The following is a 15,333-nucleotide window of genomic DNA, read 5'->3' as shown; positions in this document are numbered from 1 at the left end:
AACCAAATTTATCCACCTTTTTATCCACATTATCCACAGATTTCACAAGAACTAAAGGTGTTACATATCCCCCAACTTGCTATCTCCAAAAAGTCTTAGCCTGCTTGCTTCGGACTCGGTTATCCACATTCAAAGCGGTATATGTGGATAACTTTGTTCACAACTTGACAAATCACATCATTATTCGGGCAATATCAAAATTCCAGATTTTTTTGATGGATCATGAAAAATCGTGAACAATTGTGACGAATAATGCGAATGAATAAGATGCTGCCATTCATTTGCTCAAACTCCTGTATTTTATCCTCCTGTATTTTATCCTCTTGAATTTATATTTTTATGATAGTTTTGGAGCGGACAAAAAAGACACGACTCAACTGTGCCGTGTCTTGCTTATTCTTCTTCAATTAAGTTTGGACAGACCATTCTTCCAGAGACAGCCCTGGATCAGCTTTCATATCCAATGAGGTAAATTCCCCGCGCTTCCATTTGGCGTAGGCCGCAGCGCCGATCATCGCTGCATTATCTGTGCAATATTTCATCGATGGTACAAGCAGCTCGATTCCTTCGCGCTCACAGCGCTCCCGCAATGCTGTACGCAGTCCGCGATTAGCAGCCACACCGCCACAAAGCAGAAGCTGCTTCGCACCGTATTCACGCATGGCACGAATCGCCTTTTCCACCAGCACCTCGACGACCGACTCTTGAAAGCCTCTTGCGATCGCTCCCACATGAACGGTTTCTCCGCGCATTTTCGTCTGGTTAATTACATTCAGCACCGCAGATTTCAAACCGCTAAAGCTAAAATCATAAGAATCCGGCTCCAGCCATGCACGCGGCAAAGTAACCACTTCCTCCGATTCATGAGCCACACGATCCACATGCGGGCCACCCGGATACGGAAACCCAATCGCTCTCGCTACTTTGTCGTAGGCTTCCCCAACCGCATCATCTCTTGTACGACCAATGAGTTGAAAATAACCTTCGGACTCCATCAGCACCAGCTCTGTATGTCCTCCTGACACAACGAGAGCAATGCACGGATATACGATATCATGCTCCAGCTGATTGGCATAAATATGTCCCGCGATATGATGCGTCCCGATTAATGGCTTGCCGAACGCCAAGGCAGCACTCTTGGCAGCGACAATTCCAACCAACAATGCGCCAACCAGTCCTGGTCCTTGTGTCACGGCAACCGCCGAAATCTCACGAGGGGTAATTCCCGATGTTTGCATGGCCTCGTCCAGCATGTAGGTGATGCTCTCCACATGTTTGCGTGAAGCCACCTCTGGCACAACACCACCAAAGGCTTTGTGTGTTTCAATCTGACTGGAAATCAAATTTGAGAGCACCTCTGTACCATTTTTCACGACAGAAACAGCCGTCTCATCACAACTCGTTTCCACTGCCAGTATATAGCAAGGCTCGCCGGAGGCGGAGCCTGTACCTGCTTTTTCCTCTTGCGTCATTGCTTCTGCACGCTTCCTTCCTGTTCACCAGATGCCCCATGCGCGGGAAGATCCGCCCACATGATCACGGCATCCTCGTTATTATCCGAATAATAGCCTTTGCGCACACCTGCGGGCTTAAAGCCTTTTTTCTCATACAAGCCCTGAGCGATCCGGTTCGTTACCCGCACCTCCAGCGTCATACGTTCCATCCCTAAATAAGAGGCGGTCTGCATCAGCTCATCCAACAGCTTGTCCCCAAGCTTGCGTCCGCGATAAGCCTCACGAATCGCAATATTCGTAATATGGGCCTCATCCATAATCGTCCACATGCCTGCGTAACCAATAGCTCGTCCGTCTAGTTCCATAATCATATATTTAGCGAAATGATTCATCGTCAGCTCATTGCGGAATGCTTCCTCCGTCCACGGCAGCGTGAACGCTTCATGCTCAATCTCCAGCACATCGGGAATATCATCCAGTTGCATCAAGCGAAACTCAAGTTTCTCTTCCCGCTGTATGTTCTTTGCCATGTTGTTCACCGCTCTCTTCAGCGCTGACGAAGCAGATTGGCTTCCGCCTCCGCCAGCTGGGTATAATTAGGAACCAGCGTATGTAGCTCGTCATGTTCTTGACGAAGCAGCTTATCCGCCCCAAGGCGGCCAACCCATCTTCCCTCCAGCTCATAAGGTACGATACGCAGCTCGCTCCAAGCACGCAGGCGCTCGGCTGTTTCGGCGTGAACCGCCGTTTCACCGACTAGCCAAATGACCGGAGGACGCTCTTCAGAAGGCAAAGCCTCCAGCCGTTGCAGCAGATCATCGGTCCAAGCAGTCATCAAGCGAATTGCATCTGGCTCCAGCCGTTGAGGGCTCTCGGTGTCGTCAACTGTATTCACGCCGAACAGCCCCGTGTAAACCTGACCACGGCGCGCATCCAGCACAGGCACAATCCAGTCTGCTGCCTGCGCTCCGGACGAACCGTTATTCACAGACTCATTTTTATCTTCTTGTCCCTTCGTCTCGATGCCGCCATTCCAACCCCCCCACGCCAAAGCATGCAAAGTGGATATGGACGTCACCGGGATACCCCAGGCCCAAGCGAGTGTTTTGGCTGCAGTCACCGCAATCCGGATACCGGTATAAGACCCCGGTCCAACACCAACTGCAATACCATCTACATCATCTCGTGTCAGCCCTTCTTCATTCAGCAGTCGTTCCAGCTCGGTAATCACATGCACGGAGTGATTACGTTCGCCATAGACGTTGCTTTCTCCCAGCAATTCTCTTCCGTTCATCAGAGCGGCCGCCATCACGGTCGTCGCTGTATCTAACGTCAAAAACCGCTCACGCGGCTTTACATTCACATCTGTATGCTCTCTTTGCATGGTTCAAACTCCATTCTCCCGCAAACTGCGGCACCATTGTTCATAAGGCTCGCCGTACCCGGTCAGGTGAATCAAGCGCTCCCCCACATCCGTTGTTTCTATATACATGTGAAGCCGCTGCTCCGGCAATATATCCGGTATAATACTACCCCATTCCACCAGACATACTCCTGTCCCGTAAAAATATTCGTCCAGCCCGAGATCCTCCGCCTCGTCCTGGGAAATCCGGTACACATCCATATGATACAAAGGCAATCGGCCCTCGTACTCCTTAATGAGGGTAAAGGTTGGACTAGTAACGATACCCGGCACACCTAAATGGCCGGCAAAAGCTTTGGAAAAAGCAGTTTTGCCCGCTCCCAGATCTCCATCCAGCACAATCACCGTTCCGGGAACCGCTTTGGCTGCCAAAAAACCAGCCAATGACCCGGTCTGTGCCTCTGAGACAGAACGGAACGTAAACTGCTCCTGCGAAATTGTCATATATTTTAATCACCTTTCGTCCGAATCGGACCGTTCCAACTTGTTCTTTATTATATAGTTCACCTTATGTCGCCGCAAGGCATGAAGACATGCTATTGTAAGTTAGTGATACACACAGGGAGGGATTGAAACGATGGGGCAAACCGTTTTACTCATGATTGATGTTCAGCAGGCTATGTTCATGTATGATGAGAAGCTGTATCGTGAGCAGGAAGTTGTAACGCATTTGCAGCAGCTTTTGGACAAAGCCAGAGCTACAGGTACACCGGTGATTTTTGTACAGCATACCGATGAAGCGGATGAGGATTTCCGAGAAAACAGTGTAGGCTGGGCCATCGCCGACGTAGTGCGTCCTCTTCCTCATGAACGAATTGTCCGTAAATCATCCTGGGACAGCTTCTACCAAACCGAATTGGGCCATGTACTGAAGGAACTGGGGGCCGATCAACTCGTAATCGCGGGGATGCAGACCGAGTTTTGCCTCGACACGACTTGCCGAAGCGCCTATAGTCTGGGATATCAGAACAACGTACTCGTATTGGATGCGCATAGTACATTTGATAGCAAGGTGCTAAGCGGTGAACAAATCGTAGCTCATCATAATGGTATGCTTGGCAATCGTTTTGTGCGTTTACTTGCGACGGAAGATGTACATTTTTCGTAATTGTTGAAGTTTTATGTTCCAAGCCGATTGCTTTCAAGCAAGTCGGCTTCTTTTTTTGTTCATGCGAAAAAAGCGCACTTTCGGGTGACACTGTTAACAAGAAGCGAGTTAGCACAATATAACGAAGATCATGAATATTGAAAGGCAAAGCCGTCTTCAGAAAATTCTGGAGGCTTTTTTTATTACCCAGCGATGAGTTAGAAGATATTGGTCGAAGAAAACTTTTTCACCTATGGATTGGAACTTTCGTTTTTAACAGAAAATTCAATTTATGATCATAATTTTCAGAAAAATTAAGAAATTAACAGAAAACGTTAGAATGGCCTATTTATTGTGGACTATATGGCCCTATAAACATCCGTACATAGATATGTGTAAATATTTGGACATTGAGCAAAATCTGCATTAGAACTATGATAAAAATGGTTTTAATTTCCAATGAGAGAAGGCGATCGAACCGTCACACTCACTGTCTTAGGCACCATGATATGCCCGCATGCAAATGTATCTTGCAGTCGCTACATCTCGTAGGTTAAGAGCGGAAATTACGAATTGAAGTGCAATCATGGATGTATTGTGTTTTGAACACAGCGAAAGGAATGTGAGTTTTTAATGAAAAAAGTAGCTTTAGTAAGCCCGTTGAGAACAGCGGTCGGCTCTTTTAACAAAACCCTTGCGCCTCTAAGCGCTTCCGAACTGGGGGCAACTGTGATGACAGCATGCCTTCAGCAAAGTAAATTAGAGCCTTCTTTGATTGATCAGATTTATTTGGGAAATGTTCTTCAGGCGGGCAATGGACAAAATCCTGCCAGACAGGCGGCATTAAAAGCCGGTATCCCTATTGATGTACCCGAAACAACGATAAACACGGTTTGCGGTTCAGGACTTCATGCCGTTGCTTTAGCTTACAATTCAATATTGGCTGAACAAGGCAACATCGTCTTGGCCGGAGGCATGGAGAGCATGTCGAATGCCCCTTACCTGCTAAGGAATGCAAGAAACGGCTACAAACTTGGCAACGGTGAGTTGGTAGACTCCCTAGTGGCCGACGGCCTTACGTGCCCGATCAACCATTACCATATGGGAATTACCGCAGAAAATGTTGCCGAGAAATATGGAATTTCAAGACTTGAACAGGACGAATTTGCCTATCAAAGCCAGCTAAAAGCCATAGAAGCAAAAAACAAGAAGCTTTTTGAAGAGCAAATTGTTCCGGTCATGATCAAAACCAAAAAAGAAACTATTTCTTTCACAGAGGACGAACACATAAGAGGAAATACAACGCAAGAAAAACTTTCTCAATTAAAACCTGCGTTTAAGGAGAACGGGACGGTTACCGCCGGAAATGCTTCAGGAATCAATGATGGCGCGGCGGCCGTGCTTGTAGTGTCGGAAGACAAATGCAAGGAACATGCATTAAAGCCATTGGCATATATCAAGGGTTATTCACTTGTTGGCGTTGACCCTGCATATATGGGAATGGGGCCAGTGAAAGCCATTTCGACACTTCTTAAGCAGCAAGGTATATCCATCGATGCCATTGATCTTTTTGAAATTAATGAAGCGTTTGCCTCACAAGCATTAGCGGTAGTGAAAGAGCTAGGGGTCAGTCCGGAGAAGGTGAATGTCAATGGCGGCGCAATCGCGATCGGGCATCCTGTCGGTGCCAGCGGTGCTAGGATATTGACTACGTTGGTTCACGAAATGGTGCGAAGATCTTCACGCTACGGCATCGCCTCGTTATGCATCGGAACAGGAATGGGAATAGCGATGCTGGTTGAAAATGCGCTCATTTAAAGTGGGTGTTCAGGATGACTTTTAGAACTATCTCTTAAAAGGAAGGGAGATCGCTATGAATCAAAAAGATGTACTTTCACTCCAATCTATGCCTGCGGCTAGCGGCAGCTACGGGCGCCCACCATACCGCTTCATCAACCGGGAATTTTTTATCATTACCTATGAGACCGATCCCTCTGCGATTAGACAGGCGGTCCCAGAGCCTCTTGAGCCGGATGGAAGCAATACGGTCTCCTATGAATGGATCAAGATGCCCGATTCTTCCGGTTTAGGATGCTATGAGGAAAGTGGTATTGTCATTCCGTGTACTTTTCATGGAGAACCCTGCAATTTTGTTGCCCAAATGTATTTGGATAACGCGCCTGCTATTCTGGGGGGACGTGAAGTCTGGGGATTTCCGAAAAAATGGGCAAAGCCTCGCCTGAGCGTGGAGGAAACGGAGACGCTAACGGGTACATTGCATTATAATCACGTTCTGGTGGCCACGGGAACTATGCCTTTCAAATATAACATTCTTGATGAAAAAGAAACGGCTAAAGCCATCGCAAAAACGCAAGTTAATTTGAAATTAATTCCTGATGTTGACGGTACCCCCAAAATCGCTCAGTTAGTAGCGTATAATCTCGAGAACATTACGGTAAAAGGCGCCTGGTCAGGGCCTGCTAGGTTAAGCCTGATCCCCCATGTCAACGCTCCTGTAGCAGATTTGCCGGTTAAAGCTTATATTGGCGGAAAACATTTTATTGCTGATTTAACGCTTCCATATGGAAGAGTCCTCTACGATTATCTCCAATAAAGTTTGCCTTCCTAAAAATATATATATATAAGGAGAAGGAACCATGAATAACAAAGTAATCTCCGCTGAAGAAGCAGTTAAGAAGGTCAAAAACGGAAACACGGTGATGGTCGGAGGTTTTCTGGCAGGAGGCTTTCCGGAGGACCTGGTTCGTGCGCTTGTTGACACAAATTCCGCCGACAATCTTACGATTATTTCCAATGATACAGGCACACCGGAATTATCTATCTATAGACTTGTTAAAAGCGGCAGAGTAAAGCGGATTTTTGCATCCTATATCGGCTCCAATCCAGAAACGGGAAGGCTCCTGATGACGAAAGAAGCGGAGGTTCAACTCTTCCCGCAAGGCACGCTCGCTGAAAAAATACGCGCAGGAGGAGCCGGTTTGGGCGGTGTTTTAACACCTGTAGGTGTAGGCACCGTTGTAGAGGAAGGAAAACAGAAAATCAAAATTGATGAAAAGGAATACTTGCTCGAACTGCCGCTCAAAGCGGATGTGGCGCTAATCAGAGCCCATAAGGCTGATGAAGCGGGGAATCTTGTCATCAACGGCTCTTCACGTAACTTCAATATGGTTATGGCTACAGCGGCAGAGTATGTAGTTGCTCAGATAGACGAATACGTAAAGACGGGAGAAATTGACCCCAATCATGTCAACGTTCCCGGAATATTTGTCGACGCAATAGTAAAGGTGGGTGAAAACGAATGAATAACAGAGAATTCATTGCTCGAAGAATAGCCCAGGAATTCAAAAATGGTGAAGTTGTCAACCTTGGTGTCGGATTGCCTACAATGGTAGTGGACTATATCCCCGAAAACATTCATATTATGCTGCAGGCTGAAAACGGAATCCTCGGTGTAGGCCCCAAAGCGGCTCAGGGAAAAGAAAGGCTCGATTGTATCGATTCAGGCGGAAACTACGTTACAACTATGGAAGGAGCATGCTTTTTTGACAGTGCACTTTCATTTTCCATCATCCGCGGAGGGCATGTGGATATCACCGTGCTGGGTGCTCTGGAGGTCGATGAGAAAGGCAACCTTGCAAGCTGGATGATCCCAGGGAAAAAGGTGCCAGGCATGGGGGGAGCCATGGATTTGGTGGTCGGAGCCAAGAGAGTGATTGTAGCCATGGAGCATGTGAACAAAAATGGAGCTCCGAAAATACTGGAACAATGTAAACTGCCCCTGACCGCTGTAAATGTTGTAAAGACCATAGTAACCGAAAAGGCTGTCATCGATGTTATTCCGGGTCAAGGGCTGATGCTAAAAGAAATTGCTCCGGGTTTGTCGGTGGAAGATGTTCAATTAGCAACAGAGGCTAAACTGATGGTTTCACCACATTTGAGGGCCATAGCAGTATAAAGGTCATCATAGAAAGGAACCAGCTGCACCTTCAAATTAACTTATCTGGCGTTTAACATGCTCTCTCGACTGCATTTATTATTACAAATAAGGTTCGCTAATTGCTCATTGAGCAATTGCGAGCCTTTTTTTGTTGGAGTGGGACCTTTCAAGTAGCATTCTGCGATGAAAGACTACAGCTGTCCAAGATCTTTCTACAGCTATACCCCATACTATGGAAAAAAATCTGTTTTGGTGCTCCTCTTCTATTGTTCTTCCAGACGATCCACACGGACGGTTTGGGTATTGGTGGGTCTGCTGCCTATCTGTACAGTGGCCATACCGTTCGCTTCGTCTACATGCTCAATCCAGATCGGTTTTCCATCCATTTGTACGGCAATGGTATCGGGCGAATCGTAAATCGCTTTTGCTCGTTCCACGTTCATGCTATTTTTCCCCTCCTGATTGTTGTTGTGTGCATTTCATTCAGAAATATAGTTTACCTAGTCTTCATCTATAATCCGTTCAACGTCTAATGAAGGGATGCTATGAGAAGGCGAAGTTGAAACTACAGCCTCCAAATCCACATGAGCCACAGCTATGGGAAAAGGCGGTTGGATTCCATGGGAAAGGGCAAACTCTGGCGGCAATGCATCCTGTTCGCCTCCCGCGGGTCCCCGAAAGGCGACATGGTTTTGACCCACACGATGCCTGATTTGCCGAGGAAAGGATTTTCTGGACATAAATTGTGTACCTCCTTTTGAATCGGATATGCCTTACTATGCACCAAAATTGCTGTAACCATGCGCAAGCAGAAGTAATTCGTAGCCTTCATTTGTACCTCATACAATCACTTGTACGAAGCATACTAAGTGAAAAATGGATATGCTCACAGCCGAGCGTTGGAATCGAAGGATACAAAATGAGGATTTAAGAAAAGGGGGACTGGCGGTATGCATACGGTCTGGAAAGGCGCAATCAGCTTCGGGCTGGTTCATGTGCCCGTTAAAATGTTTTCAGCGACGGAGGATAAGGACATTTCCATGCGTTATATTCACAAGGAGTGTGGAAGCCCACTTAGCTATGTACGAAAGTGTCCCGTTTGTGACAAGGAGGTCGAATGGGAGGAAATTGGAAAAGGCTACGAATATGAAAAAGGAAAATTTGTCATGTTCGACAAGGAGGAACTGGAGCAAGTTAGCGGACAAGCGGATAAAAATATTGTCATTTTGGATTTTGTGGATTTGCAGGAAATTGATCCGATTTACTTTCAGAAAACGTATTATTTATCCCCGGATCAAGCTGGCTCCAATGCGTATAAGCTGCTCATGAATGCGATGAAGGATACCGGGAAAATCGGGATTGCCCAAATCTCCATCCGCTCTAAAAGCAGCCTGGCGGCTATTCGGGTGTTGGATGAATGTTTGGCGGTGGAGACGATGTTTTACCCCGATGAAATTCGCCCCATTGCTCAAGTTCCTAACTTACCGGGGCAGGAGGAGGTTAAAGATAAGGAGCTGACCATGGCAAAAATGCTGATCGAGCAGCTATCTACACCTTTTGATGCAGCGAAGTATACGGATCAGTACCGCGAGCGTCTGCTGGATCTCATTCAGCATAAAGTGGCTGGTGAAGAGGTGCGAATCGCCCCAACACAACCTCAGACCAACGTAGTAGATTTAATGGCCGCCCTTCAGGCCAGCATCGAGGCAGTGCAACCTGTCGTTACCGATCCCGGCCCTGCTGCGAAAAAACGCCCTGCGCGTAAACCAGCAGCCCCAACAGCACAACAGGCTGTTGCAGGCGAGAACATCTCTCCGACTCCAGTCAAAAAGAAAAGAAGCACTGCCAAACGTAAAGAAACTTAAGCTGAGTTACAGAAAAGTCTTGCTAAGGGGTGGCGGTGAGACTGCTTTGATACGATAGTAGCTGACTGAACGCCCCCCGCTCCTCTTGTTCCAGTTGGCGGTAGTTCCCCTGCTGTATGACCTCGCCTTGATCCAGTACGACAATTTGATCTGCATGTCTGATGGTTGACAGGCGGTGAGCGATGACGATCAACGTCATTTGACCTTTCATCCGTTCCAGTGCTGCCTGAATTGCGGCTTCATGCTCACCATCCAGCGCACTTGTCGCTTCATCTAGTATAAGTACTGGAGGATGATGCAAGACAGCCCGTGCTAATACTAGCCGTTGACGTTCTCCTCCAGACAGACGAATCCCGCGATCTCCAATGACCGTGTCCAGCCCTTCGGGCAGTCTGGATACAAAGCTGTCTGCGGCTGCAAAATGTAACGCCTCCCATAGTTGCTGCTCACTAGCATCCTTATCTGCCAGCATCAAATTTTCGCGGACAGTCGCATGAAATAAAAATGGGTCTTGTGACACGTAGCCAAACGACTGCCGCCACTGGGGCAACAATTCGTCGTCCAGAACAAGCCCGTCTATTGTAATCTGCCCCCCAGTTGGACGTAAAAAACCCATCAGGACATCGACCATTGTACTTTTACCTGCTCCCGATTTCCCTACAATGGCTGTCATTCCCCGGGCGGGTATGAACAAATTGATACGATGCAGCGCAGGCTCTGCTGCACCATCGTAGCGATAACCCAGATGGCTGCATTCAATTCCATGACGAAGGGACAGGGGTTGCCGTACAGCTGCAGATGATAGATTGAATACCGATGGATCGGAGAAAGCTTCGCACTCCTGTTGCACCTTGGTGACACTTTCAAAAGCGGAGATCATAGACATGATGTATTCCAGACTCGCTTGAATAAGGGCAAATCGGGGCCATAAGCGGGAAAATATAAGAATCAACACAATCAGTTTTTCAGATGTAACATGCAACCACTGCAACGATATAAATATGACACAAGCGACAAAAACAGCTGCCGCTGTACGATGAAAAAACTGTGTGGACGCATTTTGCCGGACAAATTGGGTCGTATTATCCTCCATTTGTTGTGTCAGGGAGCGAAACCAATGGATATTCGCCGCTTCCAACAGATTGCTTTTAATATCTTTCATGCCGTTCATGTGATCCGTAATTCCAGCAAAATAAACCTGCGACAGCTCAGTCGTACGATCACCTAATTGTTTGGCATTTCGAATGGAGCGGCGGAACACGACAAACAGCCCCAATCCACTCAGAAATACCAGTCCGGTTAAAGAGGGGGATAACCAAAAAGCCAGCGCAATCTGGATCAGCGTAAACATGACGGCTGTAGTCAGTTGAAGAAGCAAATTCGTTCCCTGACTGACACGCGCCAGCTCAGTCGTCATCACATGGCTAAAATCAGATTTACGCTGACGCAAATAAAAAGCCCACTGCGCCTTCATAAAGGAAGTGTACACGTCTATACGCAGAGAACGCATAAAACGCTGCTGAATCCGCGAATTCAGGATAGTTTGGTAACGCTGAAGCAAAGCCTGCCCTGTAAGCAGCACTACAAAAACCATCAACATCCCCGGCAACAGCCAGATTTTAGGAATGAACGCCAAAAAATGATCCAATCCATCAGACAGAAATGGCATCCCTGAATGACCGACAAATACGCCGATGGCCGCCAGCATAGGAACAAGCATATAAATGCCAAAACCCTCCAGCAGGCTAACAATGATCATACATCCAATATTGAGAAATAACGCACCGCCGTTCACGCTATACAGCTTTGTCATATATAATCGCAGGTGAACCATAATGCACACTCCTTATCGAGTCAGTGCTTTGAAAATCGCCGCTTCAGCCAAAGAAATGGACGTAAAGGGATATACAAAAAATGCAGCTGGCGAGGCAGTGGAAAAACGGCCGAATCCCCCGTAGAAGGAAATAAACGGCTGATGAGGTAACTTAGTCTGTGTCTTGGCTCTTTTAAGGAAAGCAAGTAAGTGCGGCTGACCGGCTGATGGGCAGCCGCCGTGTTTCTGGTCATGACTTGGCTGGAGGCGACAGCTGGAGTAATGGGGGCACAACTGGTAGCGGTGCTCATCGGGCTATAGTCGTCGTTACTGGCACCTTCTGTGATGCTGAGAACGCCACTGGTGGCAAGCATGGCTGCTTCGCCACAGGTACTACACAATGAAGGACCGCCATCCGGAGGGGCGGCCTCCGCTTGCTCCGCCAAAGCTCTGCTGTGCAGCAGCTCTGATGGAGCAAGCCTACCTGTACCCGACCCGTGGGCAATCGGGTATGGTGCGGGAACGCTGGCCTGCATGAAGGCCAGCGCGCTCAGCGCGAGCCTGTGCGCCTGCCGGGTAGCCGATACCGGACGCATCGGCTCTGGTATCGGCGTACCCAACAGCGCAGTGGCGAGCGCCCAGGCCTGCCCGCCAGCAGGCAGGCCCCCGTAGCGGCGCATCATCGGCAGTAGCGCCTCCCAATCGACAGCACATACCGCAAGCCTGTCGATGTCAACCAGCCAGCGCAGCCTGAACCATCCGTGACGCGCACCATGCGCACTCAAGTACAGAAATTGATGCTCGCTGCCAAGCGTATACATACAGGACGTCATCGCAGTCCTGTTGTCGGCAGGTGCCAACGGTACCATCCGACTGGCTCCTGTAGCTTTACCCATTTGCCGACAGCTCCACAGCTCGTCAAAAGAGGGTTCCCCACCCCCATCCGGGTGAAGACGCCAATGCAACTCTATCTCTACCCGTTTTTGCGGATGGAGGTAGGATGTATGATGGTCCTTCCATTTCCAACTGCCAAGGACACGCACTTCTCCGCTCTTGGGCGCATATCCGGCTTCCTTCATCCAATGCTCAGCCTCATCCATATCGTCAGGGGCAATGAGTAAATCGATGTCCTTGGAGGTACGCAGAGAAACATCCCCGTACAATTGCTGCGCCAGAGCAGGACCCTTCAGCATAAGCACACGGATTCCATGAGTTATGAGCAGCCTGGTCAGACGTCCAGCTTCTGCTTGAAGATGGAGCATGCGAAGCGTGTTTCGATGATATTGCGCTTGAAGGTTTCGCAACAATTCTGCGGGAATGAACGGATGATTCAATGTTTTCAGTTGGAGATACACCGTAGGTACCACTCGATGGTGCTCGGTCAGACGTAAAAAGCGGACCCAATCCATCTCACGCAGCTGGGTAGCAGCAGTCTTATCCTGCCAATGAGAAAAGTCTTTCCCCAATAGAGAGAGTAACAACGTTAATTCCTGATCCTCATTCCAATTCGCAAGTTCCAAAACAGACTTGGTGGGCATGCATTCTTCTCCTTCGATTCTTTGGACTTCTTTTGTCTCATCGCGTTAAAGTAAAGAACTACCTTTATCTGCCATCTTTGTATTTGTATCCGTCACAGCACGTCTCCCGAATATCCCCACCACCGTAAATGCTTCCATCTCCCGTTTCCCCGTAACATAAATCGGTCCGCTACGTACCCATGCATGTGCGGCCAAGCGGCCAGCGGCATTTTTGGCTGTGCCCAGATACAGCGTGCAGTCCAGTTTTCTACGTCCCAGCAACGTCATCGCCGCAGCGGCTTGTACAAGACAACTACTGCACCAAGGAGTATAACGGCTTGCCAGCTCCACAGCGTGCGAAATCTGCTGAATGGACTTCTCCTGCCTGACATCACACTGCCATGGAGTTTCTTCCGTACATATACCCCAAACCCTTGAGTAATCCCCAAAAGAACGACGCTGGCGCAGCCTCGCCCATCCCAGCTCCAGCCAAGCTTCCGGCAACAATCTCCTGACCTCTGGAGACAGGAGAAAAAGCCGTTGTATCCGCATGTTATACCGACTCCCGTAGAAGCTTTAACAGTCCTTCCCGCTCCAACTCAGCCACAAAGGTATGTACCTGCTGTCTGCACTGTTCCTCGTCCACCTCATATTCGTTCGTCAGGACAGTTACGATATCGCCAAGTGAAGGACCGGATTCTGCCAGTTCCCAGATTCGTCCTCCTGTGAAGCCTAAGTTGTAATATTTACCAGTGTTAATACTCATCATCACTTTTTCCCCGTCCATATCACTGACGTAGACCTCTTCACCGTAAATGACGCGATAATGGTCTTTAGCTGGATTAGTGGCTGCCATAACTCTTTTCCTCCTTACGAATGATATCAAGTACCCGTTGTACAACCTCGGACGCAGTAAAGACGGAACTATCCCTCAGCAGCCGCCAGCCCTCTACTTTACGAGCCATCCTAGCCGCTGTATCAAACGACCATTCACTCAAACCCATTCGCGGAATAATCACCCTACGATATGTATGTTGTAGTAATGTATGCAAGCACTCCAGAACGTTCAAGGGCTGCTCCGTAACTGCCACTAGCTCCCCTTCGCGCATCAACGCACGGATTGGAGAATCTGCCACTAGCTCAAATACGCCCCCTAAGGGCAGCGGATCGTTAAAAAATTCATCTACGGCGGGTACGGCATATTTATTCAGCTCATCTGCAAGCATACGAAAATCTCTGTATTGTGGCATTACAGAATCGCCATCCGTTAGGGACCGTATGTGGTTTATTGTGCGTGCATGCTTGTTCTCCCGTAAAGCCTCCAGTTGGAGCAAGCTATCCAGCCCCAGCTTTTGCTGCGGATAAGCTGGATACACGATGGCTGAGGAAGCCGTAGCTTCTACAGCAATCACGTCATCACTAACCATCTGATAACCTGCCTGCCTAAAAGTAGCCGCCAGTGTCGATTTCCCCGTACCCGATTCACCCACAAATGCGTATGCCCTCCCCCCAATGACGACCGCACTTCCGTGAATAGGTAATATTCGTCTTTGCATCAGCAGAACACCCATGCATGTACCCAGCACAAATAGCCGCACGGTGTCAGGATCGGCCCCGGAGAATATGCTTACCTCGATTTCCTTGCCTTCCCTGACGGCATAAATGGCCGTACCTGGTATTTGGAACATAAATCGTTCATCCAGCATCACAAAATTGGCCTGTTCCAGCTGACCACTCCATGCAGTCAAATCAGCCTGTCGAATGACTACATCCTCTACTGCTTCCGGTGCTGCCAGGAGCAGCTCAGGCAGATTCAGTTCACTGGCAATCCTGAGTCCAAAGGCTGTATATTTCGTCCAACTAACATTTGCACTCCTGTCATGCACGGTAGGACTCACTCCTCTGTCCTTAAAAATCCCGTCTTTATTTCTTGGGCAAAACCTCTAACCCGAAAGAAATAAAGACGGCTCTGTATTGAATACGAGTCCAATGGATTATGCTATTTTCGTTCATTCAATCGTTATCGGCCGAGCTGTCTGGCTTCCAGTCCAACATCGGCTGCATGTATAACCATCTATTAGCTTGGATTATAAATATCGGCATCGTGGTCGGACACCCAATCAATCTGTCTCCAGCCTTTCCCCGCCATGGTCTGGCTAATATCCAACACCTCTATCGTCGGTTCCTGCCATTCTTTTTTACTCATTTCATCACCT

The 15,333-nt window shown here is 48.3% G+C and carries 18 protein-coding genes; 6 read left to right on the top strand and 12 right to left on the bottom strand.

What is annotated here, in order from left to right:
* Positions 1-407: 407 nt before the first annotated feature.
* Genes tsaD through tsaE form a run of 4 tightly spaced genes read right to left on the bottom strand, consistent with a single transcriptional unit; the run spans position 408 to position 3,321 of the window.
* The gene (gene tsaD, locus AOU00_RS18945; protein WP_069291354.1) at positions 408-1,472 is read right to left on the bottom strand and encodes a tRNA (adenosine(37)-N6)-threonylcarbamoyltransferase complex transferase subunit TsaD; all 1,065 of its coding nucleotides are present in this window, start codon (positions 1,470-1,472) and stop codon (positions 408-410) included.
* On the bottom strand, positions 1,469-1,984 hold the full coding sequence (rimI, locus tag AOU00_RS18940) for a ribosomal protein S18-alanine N-acetyltransferase (RefSeq protein WP_039269584.1): 516 nt from the start codon (positions 1,982-1,984) through the stop codon (positions 1,469-1,471). The genes tsaD and rimI overlap by 4 nt, the downstream gene beginning before the upstream one ends.
* Before the next feature lie 17 nt (positions 1,985-2,001).
* On the bottom strand, positions 2,002-2,838 hold the full coding sequence (gene tsaB / locus AOU00_RS18935; RefSeq protein WP_069291353.1) for a tRNA (adenosine(37)-N6)-threonylcarbamoyltransferase complex dimerization subunit type 1 TsaB: 837 nt from the start codon (positions 2,836-2,838) through the stop codon (positions 2,002-2,004).
* Between the two features lie 3 nt (positions 2,839-2,841).
* On the bottom strand, positions 2,842-3,321 hold the full coding sequence (gene tsaE, locus AOU00_RS18930; RefSeq protein ID WP_069291352.1) for a tRNA (adenosine(37)-N6)-threonylcarbamoyltransferase complex ATPase subunit type 1 TsaE: 480 nt from the start codon (positions 3,319-3,321) through the stop codon (positions 2,842-2,844).
* Between the two features lie 133 nt (positions 3,322-3,454).
* Between tsaE and AOU00_RS18925 the strand changes: the two genes are divergently transcribed.
* The 5 genes from AOU00_RS18925 (at position 3,455) to AOU00_RS18905 (ending at position 7,940) form a co-directional block, all read left to right on the top strand.
* Complete coding sequence (locus AOU00_RS18925; RefSeq protein ID WP_069291351.1) at positions 3,455-3,985, top strand: cysteine hydrolase family protein; 531 nt, start codon at positions 3,455-3,457, stop codon at positions 3,983-3,985.
* 612 nt (positions 3,986-4,597) lie between these two features.
* Positions 4,598-5,782 (top strand): acetyl-CoA C-acetyltransferase, encoded by a 1,185-nt coding sequence (locus tag AOU00_RS18920; protein ID WP_069291350.1) that lies wholly within the window; start codon positions 4,598-4,600, stop codon positions 5,780-5,782.
* Positions 5,783-5,837: 55 nt separating this feature from the next.
* A complete protein-coding gene (locus AOU00_RS18915) occupies positions 5,838-6,578 on the top strand; it encodes an acetoacetate decarboxylase (RefSeq protein WP_069291349.1) in 741 nt (246 codons plus the stop codon).
* Between the two features lie 43 nt (positions 6,579-6,621).
* Complete coding sequence (locus AOU00_RS18910; RefSeq protein ID WP_069291348.1) at positions 6,622-7,287, top strand: CoA transferase subunit A; 666 nt, start codon at positions 6,622-6,624, stop codon at positions 7,285-7,287.
* Positions 7,284-7,940, top strand: coding sequence for a 3-oxoacid CoA-transferase subunit B (locus tag AOU00_RS18905; RefSeq protein WP_069291347.1), 657 nt, complete (start codon positions 7,284-7,286; stop codon positions 7,938-7,940). Before AOU00_RS18910 ends, AOU00_RS18905 begins: the two co-directional genes overlap by 4 nt.
* 245 nt (positions 7,941-8,185) lie before the next feature.
* On the opposite strand, the gene AOU00_RS18900 is transcribed toward AOU00_RS18905, so the two are convergent.
* Positions 8,186-8,365: an H-type small acid-soluble spore protein gene (locus AOU00_RS18900; RefSeq protein ID WP_069291346.1), complete on the bottom strand. Its 180-nt coding sequence runs from the start codon at positions 8,363-8,365 to the stop codon at positions 8,186-8,188.
* 57 nt (positions 8,366-8,422) lie between these two features.
* The gene (locus AOU00_RS18895) at positions 8,423-8,662 is read right to left on the bottom strand and encodes a hypothetical protein (protein WP_069291345.1); all 240 of its coding nucleotides are present in this window, start codon (positions 8,660-8,662) and stop codon (positions 8,423-8,425) included.
* Positions 8,663-8,872: 210 nt separating this feature from the next.
* Between AOU00_RS18895 and AOU00_RS18890 the strand changes: the two genes are divergently transcribed.
* Positions 8,873-9,787 (top strand): non-homologous end joining protein Ku, encoded by a 915-nt coding sequence (locus AOU00_RS18890; protein WP_069291344.1) that lies wholly within the window; start codon positions 8,873-8,875, stop codon positions 9,785-9,787.
* A gap of 22 nt (positions 9,788-9,809) precedes the next feature.
* Here the strand turns inward: AOU00_RS18890 and AOU00_RS18885 are convergent, their stop codons facing one another.
* From AOU00_RS18885 to AOU00_RS26345, 6 genes are all read right to left on the bottom strand, one after another.
* Positions 9,810-11,621, bottom strand: a complete 1,812-nt coding sequence (locus AOU00_RS18885; protein WP_069291343.1) for an ABC transporter ATP-binding protein — start codon at positions 11,619-11,621, stop codon at positions 9,810-9,812.
* A 20-nt stretch (positions 11,622-11,641) separates the two neighbouring features.
* On the bottom strand, positions 11,642-13,138 hold the full coding sequence (locus AOU00_RS18880; protein ID WP_069291342.1) for a nucleotidyltransferase domain-containing protein: 1,497 nt from the start codon (positions 13,136-13,138) through the stop codon (positions 11,642-11,644).
* Positions 13,139-13,183: 45 nt separating this feature from the next.
* On the bottom strand, positions 13,184-13,669 hold the full coding sequence (locus AOU00_RS18875) for a lasso peptide biosynthesis B2 protein (protein WP_069291341.1): 486 nt from the start codon (positions 13,667-13,669) through the stop codon (positions 13,184-13,186).
* A gap of 1 nt (position 13,670) precedes the next feature.
* Positions 13,671-13,973, bottom strand: a complete 303-nt coding sequence (locus AOU00_RS18870) for a lasso peptide biosynthesis PqqD family chaperone (protein ID WP_025720436.1) — start codon at positions 13,971-13,973, stop codon at positions 13,671-13,673.
* Positions 13,960-15,003, bottom strand: coding sequence for a dephospho-CoA kinase (locus tag AOU00_RS18865; RefSeq protein ID WP_069291340.1), 1,044 nt, complete (start codon positions 15,001-15,003; stop codon positions 13,960-13,962). The genes AOU00_RS18870 and AOU00_RS18865 overlap by 14 nt, the downstream gene beginning before the upstream one ends.
* Before the next feature lie 191 nt (positions 15,004-15,194).
* Entirely contained in the window at positions 15,195-15,323 is a 129-nt protein-coding gene (locus AOU00_RS26345; RefSeq protein WP_134902123.1) for a paeninodin family lasso peptide, read from the bottom strand.
* Positions 15,324-15,333: the final 10 nt, after the last annotated feature.

This window comes from Paenibacillus polymyxa (genome assembly GCF_001719045.1).
Classification (GTDB): domain Bacteria; phylum Bacillota; class Bacilli; order Paenibacillales; family Paenibacillaceae; genus Paenibacillus; species Paenibacillus polymyxa_B.
Note: the sequence above shows the minus strand (reverse complement) of the source record. Positions and strands in the feature narration are given on the sequence as shown.